Here is a 14,860-nt window from a genome sequence, read left to right as displayed (position 1 = left end):
CCGCTACTTGTCCTGGCCCTTGTCCTGGCCCGTCATGATACGCATCTGCCCTGGTCCGACGGGCACCATCCCGTACATTGCCGCCAGTTTTTTAAGTCGGTAGGGCGAAATGAGGTTGTTGCGCTCCAATTCCAGCTTTGAAACCAACGCGGTGCGGTTGGCCAGCTCCTTCTCAAGCTTGTTCAAGTCGTAGGCCAGGTCCATGCGCTCTATGTTCAGCCAAACGCTGGACAGGCCCAGGACCAACGCTATGGCGATGACGCCGCAGAACGCCGTAACCCAGCCTTTCATGCGGCTCACGTCGCAACCTCTGGGATGGGCAGCCGCTCGGCCACGCGCAGTTTGGCGCTGCGGCTGCGCGGATTGCGGTCAACCTCAAGCTGTGTGGGCAGTTGCGGCTTCTTCGTCAGCACCTTGAGCACGGGCAGACGGTCGCAGGTGCAGAAGGCCTGCTCCAGCGGGCAGCGGCAGCCCTTGGCCCAATAGCGGAAACTTTCCTTCACCTCGCGGTCCTCCGCAGAGTGAAAGGAGATGATGGCCACCCGGCCGCCAGGCTTGAGGTGGTGCACGATGCGTTCGAGAAATGTCTTCAATTCTTCCACTTCATGATTCACGGCCATGCGCAGGGCCATGAAGGTGCGCGTGGCCGGGTGATTGCGCGCCTCGCGGCGGCGGTCGGGGGGGTACGCCCTGGAGACGATTTCCGCAAGTCTGGACGTGGTGGTGATCTCAGCCTGCTCGCGCGCGCGGATGATGGCCCGGGCGATCTTGCCGCCCAGGGGCTCGTCGCCCAGGTCGCGGATGATGCGCCGAAGCTCTTCGTAGTGTTCGCGATTCACCAGCACCTTTGCCGAGTCCATGTCGCTGGTGGCGTCCATGCGCATGTCCAGCGGGCCGTCGACGTTGAAGCTGAAGCCGCGCTCGGCCTCGTCGAGTTGCAGCGAGGAAACGCCCAGGTCGAGCACTGCGCCGTCCAGGCCGTCCCAGCCAAGCTCCTCAAGGGCTTCCTCGAACTCGCTGAAGGGCGAGTAGAAGGTGTTGGCCCGGCCAGGAAATTCCTTCAGGCGCTCGCGCGCCAGGGCCAGGGCCTGCTCGTCGCGGTCCAGGCACAGCAGTTCGGCCTGGCCTCCGCTTGCGCGCAGGAGCCCAAGGCTGTGTCCGGCCAGGCCCAGGGTGCCGTCCAGGTACCGGCCGCCCGGACGGGGGGAGAGGTACCCCACGATCTCGTCCAGCATTACCGGGATGTGGGGGACCTTTTCGTTCGCAGGCATTGTCTTTTCTCCCGCTAGAACGGCAGCTTGATGTCGGCCTTGGCCATTTCGGCGGAGACGTCTTCGTTGCGCTGCTCAAGCAGGGCCTCGAAGCGGTCCTTATCCCAGATCTCGAAGCAGCGGCCCACGCCCACCAGGACGACGTCCGCGCCCAGCCTGCCGCTTTTGCGCAGGTGGGTGGGCAGCTGAATGCGGCCCTGCTTGTCGAGCACCACTTCGGAGTAGCCTGCGAAGGCCACCCGGCGCACGTCCTGCAGCATGGGGGAGGGGCTGGTGAGCTTGGTCTCCAGCTCGGCGGCGAAGATGTCCCACTGTGCGGGGGTGATGCCGATGATCTGCCCCTGATAGATGGTCAGCACCAACCGCCCGTCCGGCGAAGCCGCCAGGAACTGGTCGCGGAACTCCGGGGTAAGCATGAGCCTTCCCTTGGAATCCAAACTGCGGTGGGCATGACCTAAAAGTCGCACTGTTTTTCCCTCTCCGAACCACTAATTTCCACGTATTACCACTTCGCCCCACTTTTTTATGAATTCCAGCTGAAAGTCAACACAAAAAACATTTGCTTCCATAAGAAATGCGGTTAGTAATCAAACCAGCACTGGAGCCCATTCCGGGGCTGTTTGGAAGAACAAACAATGCTGGAAGCTTGGGTCGCCCGCAGTCGGGCCGCCAGGCGAATTCGCAGCACAAAAAAATAGAAGGAGAGCGCGCCATGCACACCAAAATCATCGCCACCCTTGGCCCCGCCACAGAGACCGAGGAGGCCATAGCCGCTCTGGTCGAGGCCGGAGCGCGCATCTTTCGGCTCAATTTCTCCCATGGCGGCAAGGAGGGCTTCGTCAAGCTGGTGGCCATCATCCGCGCCCTTGAGAAGAAAACCGGCCTCAGCCTGACCATTCTGCAGGATCTTTCCGGCCCCAAGATCCGCACCTGCGACATCGGCCGCGGCACCCTTGAGATAGCCAAGGGCGCAGAGGTGCTGCTGGGCGCTCCCGGACAGGAGGAAGGCCGCGACGAGCCTTTCATCTGCCTCGATCAGCCCGCACTGTTGCGCAGCATCAACGTGGGCGAAACCGTGGCCCTCTCCGATGGAATGCTCCAGTTCAACGTCATCGCACGCGAGGGCGACCTGGTTGTGCGCCTGCGCGCCGAGAACGCGGGAATCGCCCCGGCCAGAAAGGGCATCGCCTTTCCGGGCAAGACAACGCCTCTGGCGGCCTTCACCGCCAAGGACAAGGAAGACCTGGCCATTGGCCTGGAGCTTGGCGTGGACGTTGTGGCCCTTTCCTATGTGCAGAAGGCCGACGACATCTGCCACCTGAAGGCCGAGATGCGCAACATGGGCCGCGTGCTGCCCATCATCGCCAAACTGGAGCGCCAGAGCGCCATCCTGGGCCTTGACCGCATCCTTGAGGAGTCCGACGGCGTCATGGTGGCCAGAGGCGACCTGGGCCTTGAGTGCGAACTGGCCCAGCTGCCCTCGCTGCAGAAGCGCATCATCAAGGCGGCCAACGCTGCGGGCAAGCCGGTCATCGTGGCCACGCAGATGCTTTTGTCAATGGTCTCAAGCCCCATGCCCACCCGTGCGGAAACAACCGACGTGGCCAACGCCATCTTGGACGGAGCAGACTGCATCATGCTTTCTGAGGAGACGGCCATCGGCAAGTACCCGGACAAGGCCGTGGGCTTCATGCGCAAGATCGCCAACTGGGCCGAGGATTACTATTTCGAGGACAAGGGCGCGGCTCCCCTGCCGCCCAGCGACCAGGAGCACCCGGCCAAGTTTCTGGCTTACTGCGCCTGCCTGCTGGCCCAGAAGACCCGCTCCAAGGCCCTGGTGACCCACTCCACCTCCGGTTCCACCGCGCGCATCCTTGCGGCTTGCCGGCCCAAGCAGCCCATCTACGCGCTTTCGCCCGACGACCGCGTGCGCCACTTCACCAACCTGTCCTGGGGCGTCACTCCGGTTTCTCCCATTGCCGAGGACGACAACCACCAGGAGCGCGCCGAGCGCTTCGTGCGAGAGTCTCCCCTGTTCATCGCGGGCGATGTCATCGTGGTGACGGCGGGCCAGCCGAAGCACGGCCAGCTGCAAACCCAGACCAACGTGGTCAAGGTCTACGAGAAATAGCCTGTGGCGGCGTCGGACAAAAAAGCCAGCATCGCAGATGCGTTGGATGAACAGTATTACCAGATCAATCTGGACATACTGGAGAGCTTCAGCAAGTATCGCCCGCCCTTGAACCTGTATAGGTTCAAGGAGGATGTGGCGCGCGTGCTGCCCTATTGCAAGGCCGGGGAGCGCCTTTCCAACGAGCAGGTGGAGCAGTTGGCGCAGCTTGTGGACGAGGGGCTGGTGTTCGTGTCCCGTGCCGATCACTCGGTGTACGTGAAATACATCAGTTATCAGCTGGATCTGGTGCTGGTGGACAAGAACCTGCACGAGACGGAAATCGCCGACATCTTCACCCAAGCCCTGACGCGTCGCCTGGGCGAGTTCTTCGCCCAGCCCGTGCCCATGGTCTTCGCCAAGCTCTGGACCGACATGATGGTGCTCACCGAGTACCTCTACGCCGACTCCAACCGCATCCGCGCCTTGTCGCGGCGTTTGCACCAGGTGCATAACCTGGCCAACCACTCCTTCAATTGCGGCGTCATGGGGTTGGCTGTACACATCAAGGCCCATGCCAAGCAGTACGAGGCGGGCGACATCAAACGCAAGTTTCTGGACCACCTCACCGCCGGGCTGTTTCTGCACGACATGGGCATGAGCAAGGTTCCGGCCTTCCTGCTTGAAAAGGACAAGCCCCTCACGGGCGAGGATCGCGGCAAAGTCCAGCGCCACACCCAGGTGGGGTACGAGATGCTGGCCAAGCTGGACCTGCGTTTTCCAGAGGTCGAGGAGTGCGTCACCGACCACCACGAGCGGCTGAACGGGGCCGGCTATCCGCAGAAGAAGCAGGCTGGCGCCCTCGGCCAACTGGGGAGGCTGTGCGCATTGGTGGATTCTTACTGCGCCATGACGGTGAAGCGCCCCTTTGCCGAGGCCATGGAGCCCGCAAAAGCCGTTGCCCTGTTGTCCCAGGATCAGGGGTACGACCAGGAATTCTCGCGCGTCCTGCAAGCTCTTGTGATGCTGCAAATCAAACCGAAGTAGTCCCGCAAATCCGCTTCTTTCTACCTCTTCGGCCGCCGGGTTGCCCGGCGGCCAGCCTCATGTTTTCGCCATAATCTGATGCTGGAATAAGAATTCCTGTTTCTTTTTTTTGCGGGAGTGCTATACGTAGTACGATCCGTGTGTATTCATTGAGGGAGGAGCTTATGCGGGAATCAGAACGGAAGAATCAGACCCAAAACAATGTGGGGCGGGCCGTGCTGGTATTGGCGGAGCGCCCGCTGGACTACGCAGACGATTTGAAAGATCCAGGTTTGGTCCCAATTTTTGTCTCATCCGTGGAGGGGCTTCAGGATGCTTTGTCCGAGCGCCTGGTGAGCGGATTTGCGCTTGAGGTGGATACGGTGTTGCGTGCAAATGCTCTTGACCGTGGGCACCTGTTCCAATTGGCCGAGGCCTTTCCGCTTTTGCGGGCACTGCGATCCAATCAGGATGTCGCGCCAAGGTATTTAGATGACCTGAACGCCTTTGCCGAAGAGGTGCGCGGCTTCAGCCCTCGCCCTGCCCGCCATGTGCCGCGGGTTCCGGTGCTGCTGCGCGCATTGCTGCAGCGGAGAAAAGGAGGCTTGGGCGAGGCCGTTGTTCCCGCCACCCTTCTGGACATCTCTGCTTGTGGCGGTTCGCTCAACTGCGAGCAGGAGTTCGACCCCGGCGAAGAACTGACCCTGCGCATCTTGGAGTTGTCCGACCCTTCGCCTCTGGAAGTGGTCATCTGCTGGTGCGGCAGGCGTGATAGACGTGGTTCACTGGGGTGTTGCGCCGGTGTGCGCTTCTTGAACGTGCACCCAGGCCAGGCCAGGGAGCTGGGAATGCGTTACCTGGGGTTTGAGAGGGACTCTAAGATGGGCAAGCCTTCCTGAGGCACGACCGGCACAGAGCCGTCAACAACCTCAGCATCAATAACGGGGATGTCCGCCGCAGTTTCAACGGATTAATGGCCGTTGCTGGGGCGACCATCCTGGCCAGAGCTTCAGCTTGGTTGAGGGAGCGGTTGTCTTGGGCAACTATGGTGTTCTGGGCGTGGCGAGGTTGTTCCGGGCCTTGGCGAGAACCCGTCTGCAAACGCTCAGTTCATGCTCGTCGATGCCTGCGTACGCATGGTCCAGTACGCGTTGCACCAGTGCGGCGAGGGAGGGCATGGCTGCCAGCCCGGTCGCGGTGAGGTGGATGTTCTTTTCGCGGCGATCTGTTGCGCCAGCCTCGCGTCGAATGAATCCTGCCTGCTCCAGGCTGGCCACAAGCCGCGCAATGTTGGTCTTGTCCTTGGACAACCGTATGCCCAGCTCTAATTGGGTCAGGCCATCCTGGTTCCAGACGTGCACGAGCGCGGTCCACTGTTCGCTGGTGACGGGGTGCCCCTGGGCCTTGAGGTCCTGGGTGATGCGCCGCAACGCGGCCTTGGAGAGCTGCATCGCCAGATGCGCCAGGGAATCCTTGAGAAGATAGTGCGATGTCGTTGCGTACATGTGGTTGCTGTATGCAACTGACGAGGCATCGTCAAGCCGTTGAGGGAAAGGTCTGGTTAGTTTGTGGGAACGTACCTGCAGACTTCCGGGTTGCCGGTCATGAGGGCTTCGGCCATGGGCAGCGCCGGGGCGCAGAGGAAGCCCTGGCCCTGATCGCAGCCCAAGTCGCGCAGGATTACTCGCTGAGCTTCCGTCTCTATGCCCTCGGCCACGGTGACGAGATGCAGGCTGCGCGCCAGGGTGATGGCTGCGCGCACGATCTCCCGGTCTTCAGAACTGTGGGTGATGCGCGAAACGAAGCTCATGTCGATCTTGAGCCGGTCGAGAGGCAGGCGCTGCAGCGCGCTCAACGACGAATACCCGGTGCCGAAGTCGTCGAGGGCGATGCTGACCCCGCGGGTCTTGAGGCGCGAAAGGATGTTGGCCGAGGATTCCGGGTGTTTCATGATGGACGACTCGGTGATTTCAAGCACGAGCGCGTTGGGAGGCAGGCCCGTTGTGGTCAAGGCCCGGTCGATCTGCTCCGCGAGGCCCTGGCGGGAGAACTGCCGGGGCGAGAGGTTCACGGCCAGGGTGAGCCCGCAGGTGGCGGGATTGTCGCGTCCGAGGGTCGCCATTTCCTGGCAGGCCTGATCAAGGGCAAAGCCGCCCAATTCAAAGATGGAGCCTGACTCCTCGGCCACGGGTATGAATTCCCCAGGGCTGACCATCCCACGCGAAGGATGGCGCCAGCGCAGCAGCGCCTCGAATCCGGACAGACTGCTCGTGTTCAGGTCGAAGACCGGCTGGTAGAGCAGAAAAAATTCGCCGTTCGCCAGTCCCCGGCGAATGTCATTCTCCAGGCTCATGGTCTGTATTGCGGCCTCGTGCATGCTCGGCTTGTACACCACCACGCGATTGCGCCCCATCTGCTTGGCGCGGTGCAGGGCTATGTTGGAGTTGCGCAGAAGGTCTTCCGGCCCGATGTGCTCGGGAGGAGGGTAGGCCACGCCGAAGCTGGCTTCTATCTGAATGCTGTGGCCGCCGATGTTCATGGGCACCTTGAGGCTTTCACGGATGCGGCGCAGGGTGCGCAGCACCGCCTTGGCGGGCAGTTCCTCCAGCACCATGGCGAACTCGTCGCCGCCGTAGCGGCACACGGTGTCCATGCGCCGGGTGCAGGTCAAAAGCCGTTCCGCCACTTCTCGCAGCAGATGGTCGCCCGCCTCGTGCCCCAGGCTGTCGTTGATGATCTTGAAGCGGTCCAGGTCCATGAACACCACGGCGTAGTCCGGGTTGGGCCTGCGCCGGGCGCGTTCCCCGGCCAGGGCGATGCGGTCCAGGCACAGGGTGCGGTTGGCCAGGCCGGTCAGCGGGTCGTGCAGGGCGCGGAAGAGCAGTTGCTCCTCCATGTGCTTTCGCTCGGTGATGTCCGTGATTATGGCTGCGAAGCCGTCGCGATCCCAGGGCGTGGCTGACACGGAGACCTGTTTGCCCATGCCTCGCAGCTTGATCTCGAACTGTATGGGCTGGCCGGTGGCCACAACCTGGGCGAAGTCCTCCAGGCGCGGCGCGGAGCCTTGGTTGAGGGCATCAGTGGCAAGGGCGTGGGCGATGTCATCCGCGCGGACATTGAAGATGCGCTCGTAGCTTTTGTTCACTTCCTCAATGCGGAAGTTCACCACCTGTCCTTTTTCGTCACGCACCAGGGTGTTCAGGGCAACGCCATCGGTCATGTTGTCGAAGAGCGAGTGGAAGCGGCGCGCGCTCTCCACCAGGGCGGCCTGGTCTCGCTTGCGCTGGCTTATGTCGCGGAAGATGCCCTCCACCCCCAGGATGTTGCCGTCCTTGTCGCGGTAGAAGTTCGAGGAGGTGGCCACGTGGATGATGTCCCCGTTTTTGTCCAGCAGCTCCACTTCGAAATCGCGCACCGCGCCGTTCTCGTGGATGAGCGCAAGCATTCTTTGGCGTTCATCCGGCTTTCGCCAGAAGGCGTTGATGTTGAGACCCAGCAGTTCCTCTGTGGTGTTGTATTTTGCAAGGCTGGCGCCGGATGGGCTGAGCATTGTCAGCCGTCCCTCGTTGTCTGTGCGGTAGAACACATCGGAAATGTTCTCGATGACTGAACGGTAGCGTTCTTCGCTCTCCCGCAGGGCTGTTTCGGTCTTGCGGCGAAGGACCACCTCGCGCTGCAGCACAAAGTGGCGCAGGCCCAGGTTGACTCCCAAGCCAGTGCACAAGAGCACAACCAGGCCCAGGGGCAGCAGGTACAGGCCGAAGCGCTTGAGGGTGGCCAGGATCTCCGATTCCGGCGTGGCCACGCAGATGGACCAGAAGGTGTCTTCCAGTTTAATGGGCAGATACACTGCGTGCTTCAGCACTGATTCCGGCAGTTGTTCACGCACGCGGTCGAAGGTGAATGTGCTTTCGCCGGTTGCGCCGCGCAGCATGGCTTCCACTGTGGCCCGAAGTTCCGGAAATCCGGCGGTTATCTCTAAATAATGTTTGCCGGAAATGTCGGCGACAGGACTGTAAAGCAGCACGCCCTTCTGGCTGTAGACAACGGCGTAACCGGTTTCGGCCACGCGCACCCCTTCCAGGTAGCGTCTGGAAATAGCGTCGAAGTCCAGCAGCAGGGCCAGGGTGCCCTTGAACTTCTCTCCCTGATAAACAGGGACATGCAGGGCTACCGCGCGGTGCCCTTGCACCGAGGCGAAGACATCGCTGACCGTGGGGCTGTGAGTGGTCAGAATGCGTTTTATATGTGGCTGGTCTGAAACATCGCGCCCGGCCACAGAGTTGTCTGGTGTGGAGAATATCAGGATTCCGCGCTCGTCCACGCGGGTGATGGCGCGAAGCGTCGTCGGGTTGTCATTCAGCGTGTCGCTCAGGAAGGCCTGGCCCTCAGCATCAAGATTGATGACATGCTGGTTTTGCGCCATGGATTCCGTCAGGCTGCGGCTATGCGTGAAGTAGTCCTGAATGCCTTGGGCCGCCTGTCTGGCCAGGATGGTTTGCTGGGTCTGGAGGTTGCGCACAGCCTCTTGCCGCGCAACTGCGTATGCCCCGTACAAGAGGACGCCGCAAAGCAGCGTAGCCAGGGGCAGCAGAGCGAAATACGTAGCGCGGCGCATAATGTAAGGCTACCATCCAGCTCCGTGCAGGTAAAGCGTAAAGGCTGCTCGGGGTAAGTACCATCAGTTTCGGCCATGGCGCCAACTGGTTTTATGTGCATGGGGCGCCATGTGCATCTGTTGGCGGTGTGGGGGAATTGATGCGAGATGACCTGCAGCCCCTTGAAAACAGGCGCGGAGATATTACAATGCGGCTCAGGCGGTTATGGCGGAGCGTTGCCTGAGGGCTGCGCACAACATCTGGGCGCGGGAGCGTGAAGCATGCAGGACAAAAGTGGCCGGGATGTTTTTTTGCGGCGGCTCAAATGGACCACGCTGGCTCTGCTGGGGCTCATTGTGGCCTGGCAGGCAGCTCCGTGGGTCGGGCGTCTGCTCATCCGCGAGGCGGCGACGCCCCGCGCCGTCACCCCGCGCGGCGACCTGGCAGCGGACGAAAAGGGCACCATCGACCTCTTTGAACGCTCCAAGGATGCGGTGGTGTTCATCACCACCACCCAGCGTGTCCGGGAATTCTGGAGCCGCGACATTTTCACCATTCCGCGCGGCGCCGGGTCTGGGTTTTTGTGGGACGACAAGGGCCACGTCATCACCAATTTCCACGTCATCGCCGGAGCAGCCGAGGCCAGGGTGCGGCTTTCCGACGGCAAGGAGCACACGGCGGCACTGGTGGGCGCAAGCCCAATGCACGACCTGGCCGTGTTGCGCATCGACACGGCGATCAAGCGCACGCCCCTGCCCCTGGGGACCTCCAGCGATCTCAAGGTGGGGCAGAAGGTCTACGCCATCGGGAACCCCTTCGGCCTGGACTGGACGCTGACCACCGGCATCGTTTCTGCCCTGGACCGCTCGCTCAAGGGCGAGGACGGCGGGGTCATCGAGCACCTCATTCAGACCGATGCGGCCATCAATCCCGGCAATTCCGGCGGCCCGCTGCTCGACTCCGCCGGGCGGCTCATCGGCGTGAACACGGCCATTTACAGCCCTTCAGGAGCTTCCGCCGGGGTGGGCTTCGCCGTGCCGGTGGACACCATGAACCGCGTTGTGCCGCAGCTCATCGCCAAGGGGGGCTACGCCCGGCCGGCCCTTGGCGTGGAGGTGGACCAGCGCGTGAACGAGACAGCGGCCCAGGAGCTTGGCATCAAAGGCGTGCTGGTGCTGCGGGTGCGCCCTGGCTCCGGCGCGCAGGCGGCGGGGCTCATGGGCGCGCGGTTTGATCGGGACGGGGTGTTTGTGCCCGGCGACGTCATCACACAGGTGGAGGGCAAGGCTGTGGACAGCGTGCCTGGACTACTCTCTCGCCTGGATGACTTCCGGCCTGGCGACAAGGTCCGTCTCACCATCCTGCGCAACGGCAAGGAGGAGGAGCGTTCGGTGATGCTTCAGGCCGAAGGGGCCGCAGCGCGCTAGCTGTGAAGATATAGGAGCTTGTTCACTCGGTCCAAATCGGTCTGGTTGGGTTTGCGAGAACTCAACCGCCGACGGGGGGACCGAGTGAACATCCATGCCAATGCCAGATTGACAATCGTTCGTCGAGTGGAGCGGGTGCGCCGGGTTGCACCCGGAGAGACCCCCAAGGAGCGTGGCCGCTGCCTTGGTTGATTCCGTCGGGACAGTCTATGAATGGCTGCTCCGCCGTGCAAATGGCGCTGGACTTCGTGACAATTCTTCCTGGCCCAGGCGTTGGGCAGTCGCGCTCACGGTTGAATTGCTGGAACGCACCGCCGGGCTGCTTCGGCCCGCCGGGCGATCAGTCCTCGGTCTCCAGGTCGATGAGTCCGAGGCGCGCGGCATAGCGCACAAGGGCCACCGGGCTCTTGATGCCCAGCTTGGCCAGGATGTTGGTGCGGTGGTTCTCCACCGTCTTGCGCGAGATGAACAGCCGCTCGGCGATGACCGCCGGGGCCAAGCCTTCGGCCAGCAGGCGCAGCACCTGCTGCTCCCGGCGCGAGAGCTTGCCGTAGGCCGCGTCGGCCATGCGGGTTTCCTCGCTGGGGCGGGACAGGAGCTCGGTCACCACGCGGGGCGAGAGGGAGCCGTCCAGGTACTGTCTGCCCGCCATTACGGCGTCGAGGGCCTGCAAGAGCTGCTCGCGGCTGGACTCTTTGGCCAGGTAGGCCGAGACTCCAGCCTGAAAGGCGGTGGCGATGAAGTCCACCTTGGCGTGCATGCTGAGCATGACCACCTTGGTTTGCGGCGCCTGGACAAGAATGTCGCGCGCCAGGTCTATGCCGTTGCCGTCGGGAAGCGAGATGTCCACGATGACCAGATCGGGGCGGATGCTGCGGGCCTGGGCCAGACCCTCGGCGCAGGTGCCCGCCTCTCCGGCGATTTCGTAGGCCGGGTTCAGCCGCACGATGGTCTTGAGCCCGTCGCGGAACATGGGGTGGTCGTCGATGATGAGCAGTTTGTATTTAGAGGCCATGATTTCGGTTCTCCACCGGAATTTCAATGTGTATGAGCATTCCCCGGCCTGGGCGCGATCGCAGGCTTATGGTGCCGCCCAGCAGCCGCGCGCGTTCGCGCATGCCCCATAGGCCCATGCGCTTGGCGTCGCGGAATTCTTCCTGCCGTTCCTCCAGGTCCACGCCCTGGCCGTTGTCCTCAATGCGCAGGATGACGTTGGGGTGGGAGAGGATTATGCGCACCGTGACCTGGTCGGCCCTGGCGTGCTTGCGCACGTTTGTCAGCGCTTCTTGAACAATGCGGTAAATATTGATCTGGGCCTCGAAGTCCAGGCGAAGGCCTTCCATGCCGTCGGCGAAGAAGTCCACGGCGATCCTGCAGCGCGTGCTGAATTCCGCGCAGTAGCGGGCCAGGGTCCGCACCAAGCCAAGATCCTCCAGCCCCGGGGGCAGCAGGTCGTAGGCCAGGTCGCGGATGTCGGTTATGGCCCCGGAGAGCCGCTCCGACAGCCCAGCGAGGCACAGTTTCAGCTCATGTCCCGTGGGAGCCTGCGGCTCCATCAGCCCGCCCAGGTCCATCTTCAGTGTCGCCAGATCCTGGGCCAAGTGGTCGTGCAGCTCTGTTGCGATGCGCAGGCGCTCTTTTTCCTGGGCCTTGATGAGTTCGCGCGAAAGCACGCGCATCTGGGCCTCGGTTCTGGCGGCCTGGGCCAGCCTGGCCAGCTTTTCGGCCACGGCGTCCAGCAGGTGGCGCTCCTCGCGCAGGAAGGGCCCCTCGTCGCACTTCGGGCGGGCCTCCAGGTAGCGGACCTCAATCTCGCCAAGGTGCTCCTCGCGGATGAGGATAGGACTTTTTTGGCCCCAGGGTGTTTGCCTATAGTTGCGGGTGGTGATGTCCAGCCCGTCCATGCGGATGCGCGCGCAGGATATTTCCGGGTACTGCCACGAAGCGCAGACCAGTTCGCCTACCTGCCGGATGATTTCTTCAAGGGGCAGGTCGCGGTTCTGTGCCACGCGGGAGATGCCGTAGAGGCAGTTCAGCTCCTTCACCCGCTCCCGCAGGGCGCGCAGCACCCGCACGTGCTCCAGATCCAGCACAGCGGCGCGGGCCTCGCTTTCGCGTAGCTTGCCAAGCTCCTCAATGAGCTGTGCCTTGGTTCTGCGCATGTCGTGCATTGCTTGTGCCTGGCGTCCTGGTCTGTTCCGGGAGACGGCCTGACGGTAGCACGCCCGCCCGGCCTCGCCAAGCCCGGGATAGGGGCTCCTCCCGGCCTTGCGGCAGAGAGGAGCCCCGTTTCCGGTCTAGCTTTCCAGGATCTTCCTGGCGGTTTCGTCTTGCACATCGGTGATGAAGCCGATGCCCGTCTCCAGCGCGGTTTCGCGGTTGGCGGCGGCGATGTCGTTGCGGGTGAGCTCGGCGAGCTTGAAGCGGCGAGCGCCGGCCAGGAGCTGCTGGAGCCCGGCGGAGAGCTTGTCGGCCAGGGTGCAGAAGGCGATGGCGCCGTAGGGGATGTTCTTGATCTCCGAAGCGCCGACCTTCTTCTTGACGTCTTCGTAGCAGGCGAAGATCTGCTCCGGAGAGGTGCCGAGGTCGCTGACGGTCTTGGGCAGCTTGTCCCAGTTGCCGTGGATCTTGGCCTTGCGGTCCGGGTTCAGCGCGCCTTCGATGTTGGCGCCCAGGAAGCCGGGAATCATGATGGCGCGGCCCATGCAGATGAGCTTGGCGAAGGGGGCGCCCAGGGCCATGGCCTTGAAGATGTGGTCTTCGCGGGCGAAACCGCCGGCAAAGGACAGGTCCACGACCTTCTCGCCGCGAGAGGCCAGAAGGGCTGCGTATTCGCGGGCCTTGGCGTGCAGATTGATGGAGGGCACGCCCCAGGTTTCCATCATGTTCCAGGGGCTCATGCCCGTGCCGCCGCCGGAGCCGTCGATGGTCAGGAGGTCGAGCTTGGCGTCGCTGGCGTACTTGATGGACATGGCGAGGGCTTCCATGCCGTAGGAACCGGTCTTGAGGGAGATGCGCTTGAAGCCCAGCTTGCGCAGGTAGGCCACGGACTCCATGAAGCTTTCGCGCACCTGGGCCTCGGTGCTGAGGTCGGTGTAGCCCAGGCGGCTGTGGCGGGCGAAGGAATGGATGGCGCCGGCCTTGAAGGCCTCCTGAACCTTGGCGTCCTCGGGATCCGGGTCGACCAGGTAGCCGCGATTTTTCAGGAACAGGGCGTACTCAAGGCTGTTCACCTCGATCTCTCCGCCGATGTTCTTGGCTCCCTGGCCCCACTTGAGCTCCAGGCAGACCTTGTCGCCGTACTTGTCGATGACGTATTCGGCCACGCCGTTGCGGGTGTCCTCGACGTTCATCTGCACGATGATGGCGCCGTATCCGTCGTTGTAGCGCAGGTAGGTCTCCACGCGGCGGTCAAGCTCAGGAGCCTTGGTGATCTTGTTGCCGGTGAGGGTGGACTCGCGGTCCACGCCGACGACGTTTTCGCCCACGACAACGGGAATGCCCACGAGGGATCCGCCGATGGCGAAGGAATCCCAATATTTGGCGGCGATGAAGGTGGAGCCCAGCGCGCCGGTCATGAGCGGCAGGCGGCACTTCACCGGGTCGACGTTGCCGAAGCTGGTCTCCAGGTCAACCTTGGTGAACAGACAGTTGTCCGGCGAGTTGGAAACGCCCTTGGCCAGGCCGTCCGCGCCGTAGTTGTAACCCTGGATGCGCAGGGAGTTGTAGCTCACGCCCACGTGGCAGGTGTTGGCGCTGCCGGCGGTTACGGTGCCGAAATCCCGGGGGTAGAGCAGGCTTCTGCCCTTCAAGCTGGAGAGCCAGGTTTCGCACTTGCCGGAGCAGTCGGCCCGGCACAAGGTGCACAGGCCGGATTCACAGGGATTGCCCCGGTTTACAGTGTTCAGGACGTCGTTGCTTTTAGACCACTGGGACATATTACCTCCAACTAAAATGATTCCCCTAAAGATTCCATCAACCCCTGCCCATGGCGCGTGCGCTGCTCTCAAACCGGTGGTCTGTTCCCCCTGCCTGGGAAAGTGCGTTGTCCGTTGCGGTTTTAGGAAAAACCGCGCGGGTTCTGCACCTCTCCCTTCCGGGCGGAGAGCTCGTGGGAGAGGCTGGCGACCCTTTCTTCAAGGGCCTGAACCTTTCTCCGCAACGTGCGCAGCTCGTGCTCCATCATTTCTTTCTCAGCCAGTCCGGTCGCTTCGGCCCGAAACTGTCTTTGCGCGTATTCTGAATTGCTTGGCATGTTTCCTCCAATTCAAGAACATCACACCCCCAGTGCATCTTCTTGCACCTTGGGCTCCGCCGGGAAAGACTCCTATTCAGAAGTTTGTAATCCCTGTGTGGCCGTGTAGGATATAGGTGAAAAGGCCATTTGAACCGGGTAAAAGTATGAGAGTGGTTGGGCTATTTTCCCGT

General features: G+C 62.5%; 13 protein-coding genes. 4 read left to right on the top strand and 9 right to left on the bottom strand.

The window, feature by feature from the left end:
• Positions 1–3: 3 nt before the first annotated feature.
• Genes Q8O35_RS04630 through Q8O35_RS04620 form a run of 3 tightly spaced genes read right to left on the bottom strand, consistent with a single transcriptional unit; the run spans position 4 to position 1,738 of the window.
• Positions 4–291, bottom strand: a complete 288-nt coding sequence (locus Q8O35_RS04630; RefSeq protein WP_305571147.1) for a hypothetical protein — start codon at positions 289–291, stop codon at positions 4–6.
• A 5-nt stretch (positions 292–296) separates the two neighbouring features.
• Positions 297–1,271, bottom strand: coding sequence for a 16S rRNA (cytosine(1402)-N(4))-methyltransferase RsmH (rsmH, locus tag Q8O35_RS04625; protein WP_305571116.1), 975 nt, complete (start codon positions 1,269–1,271; stop codon positions 297–299).
• 14 nt (positions 1,272–1,285) lie between these two features.
• A complete protein-coding gene (locus Q8O35_RS04620; protein ID WP_305571114.1) occupies positions 1,286–1,738 on the bottom strand; it encodes a division/cell wall cluster transcriptional repressor MraZ in 453 nt (150 codons plus the stop codon).
• A 245-nt stretch (positions 1,739–1,983) separates the two neighbouring features.
• Between Q8O35_RS04620 and pyk the strand changes: the two genes are divergently transcribed.
• From pyk to Q8O35_RS04605, 3 genes are all read left to right on the top strand, one after another.
• Positions 1,984–3,402 carry a pyruvate kinase gene (gene pyk / locus Q8O35_RS04615; protein WP_305571112.1) on the top strand — a complete coding sequence of 473 codons (1,419 nt, stop codon included), beginning with the start codon at positions 1,984–1,986 and terminating at the stop codon, positions 3,400–3,402.
• 3 nt (positions 3,403–3,405) lie between these two features.
• Positions 3,406–4,428, top strand: a complete 1,023-nt coding sequence (locus Q8O35_RS04610) for an HD-GYP domain-containing protein (protein ID WP_305571109.1) — start codon at positions 3,406–3,408, stop codon at positions 4,426–4,428.
• A 164-nt stretch (positions 4,429–4,592) separates the two neighbouring features.
• The gene (locus Q8O35_RS04605) at positions 4,593–5,306 is read left to right on the top strand and encodes a PilZ domain-containing protein (RefSeq protein ID WP_305571106.1); all 714 of its coding nucleotides are present in this window, start codon (positions 4,593–4,595) and stop codon (positions 5,304–5,306) included.
• Positions 5,307–5,450: 144 nt separating this feature from the next.
• On the opposite strand, the gene Q8O35_RS04600 is transcribed toward Q8O35_RS04605, so the two are convergent.
• Together Q8O35_RS04600 and Q8O35_RS04595 are read right to left on the bottom strand one after the other, a co-directional pair.
• A complete protein-coding gene (locus tag Q8O35_RS04600; protein ID WP_305571104.1) occupies positions 5,451–5,912 on the bottom strand; it encodes a MarR family winged helix-turn-helix transcriptional regulator in 462 nt (153 codons plus the stop codon).
• 56 nt (positions 5,913–5,968) lie between these two features.
• Entirely contained in the window at positions 5,969–9,025 is a 3,057-nt protein-coding gene (locus Q8O35_RS04595) for an EAL domain-containing protein (protein ID WP_305571102.1), read from the bottom strand.
• A gap of 261 nt (positions 9,026–9,286) precedes the next feature.
• Here Q8O35_RS04595 and Q8O35_RS04590 point away from each other — a divergent pair, with 261 nt between their 5' ends.
• Positions 9,287–10,432: a S1C family serine protease gene (locus Q8O35_RS04590; RefSeq protein ID WP_305571100.1), complete on the top strand. Its 1,146-nt coding sequence runs from the start codon at positions 9,287–9,289 to the stop codon at positions 10,430–10,432.
• A gap of 340 nt (positions 10,433–10,772) precedes the next feature.
• Here the strand turns inward: Q8O35_RS04590 and Q8O35_RS04585 are convergent, their stop codons facing one another.
• The 4 genes from Q8O35_RS04585 to Q8O35_RS04570 form a co-directional block, all read right to left on the bottom strand.
• Positions 10,773–11,447: a response regulator transcription factor gene (locus Q8O35_RS04585; protein ID WP_305571098.1), complete on the bottom strand. Its 675-nt coding sequence runs from the start codon at positions 11,445–11,447 to the stop codon at positions 10,773–10,775.
• Entirely contained in the window at positions 11,437–12,594 is a 1,158-nt protein-coding gene (locus Q8O35_RS04580; RefSeq protein WP_305571096.1) for a sensor histidine kinase, read from the bottom strand. The genes Q8O35_RS04585 and Q8O35_RS04580 overlap by 11 nt, the downstream gene beginning before the upstream one ends.
• A gap of 135 nt (positions 12,595–12,729) precedes the next feature.
• Complete coding sequence (locus Q8O35_RS04575) at positions 12,730–14,370, bottom strand: glutamate synthase-related protein (RefSeq protein ID WP_305571094.1); 1,641 nt, start codon at positions 14,368–14,370, stop codon at positions 12,730–12,732.
• A gap of 122 nt (positions 14,371–14,492) precedes the next feature.
• Positions 14,493–14,687, bottom strand: a complete 195-nt coding sequence (locus Q8O35_RS04570; RefSeq protein ID WP_305571092.1) for a hypothetical protein — start codon at positions 14,685–14,687, stop codon at positions 14,493–14,495.
• Between the last annotated feature and the right edge of the window lie 173 nt (positions 14,688–14,860).

Source organism: Humidesulfovibrio sp. (assembly GCF_030689645.1).
Taxonomy (GTDB): Bacteria; Desulfobacterota; Desulfovibrionia; order Desulfovibrionales; family Desulfovibrionaceae; genus Humidesulfovibrio.
The sequence above is the reverse complement of the archived record's forward strand: the minus strand, read 5'-3'. Positions and strand labels throughout refer to the sequence as shown.

Coding starts and splice junctions, on each gene's coding strand:
- Q8O35_RS04630 (WP_305571147.1), bottom strand. CDS start 291: ATGAAAGGCTGGGTTACGGCGTTCTGCGGCGTCATCGCCATAGCGTTG.
- rsmH (WP_305571116.1), bottom strand. CDS start 1,271: ATGCCTGCGAACGAAAAGGTCCCCCACATCCCGGTAATGCTGGACGAG.
- pyk (WP_305571112.1), top strand. CDS start 1,984: ATGCACACCAAAATCATCGCCACCCTTGGCCCCGCCACAGAGACCGAG.
- Q8O35_RS04605 (WP_305571106.1), top strand. CDS start 4,593: ATGCGGGAATCAGAACGGAAGAATCAGACCCAAAACAATGTGGGGCGG.
- Q8O35_RS04600 (WP_305571104.1), bottom strand. CDS start 5,912: ATGTACGCAACGACATCGCACTATCTTCTCAAGGATTCCCTGGCGCAT.
- Q8O35_RS04595 (WP_305571102.1), bottom strand. CDS start 9,025: ATGCGCCGCGCTACGTATTTCGCTCTGCTGCCCCTGGCTACGCTGCTT.
- Q8O35_RS04590 (WP_305571100.1), top strand. CDS start 9,287: ATGCAGGACAAAAGTGGCCGGGATGTTTTTTTGCGGCGGCTCAAATGG.
- Q8O35_RS04585 (WP_305571098.1), bottom strand. CDS start 11,447: ATGGCCTCTAAATACAAACTGCTCATCATCGACGACCACCCCATGTTC.
- Q8O35_RS04580 (WP_305571096.1), bottom strand. CDS start 12,594: ATGCGCAGAACCAAGGCACAGCTCATTGAGGAGCTTGGCAAGCTACGC.
- Q8O35_RS04575 (WP_305571094.1), bottom strand. CDS start 14,370: ATGTCCCAGTGGTCTAAAAGCAACGACGTCCTGAACACTGTAAACCGG.
- Q8O35_RS04570 (WP_305571092.1), bottom strand. CDS start 14,687: ATGCCAAGCAATTCAGAATACGCGCAAAGACAGTTTCGGGCCGAAGCG.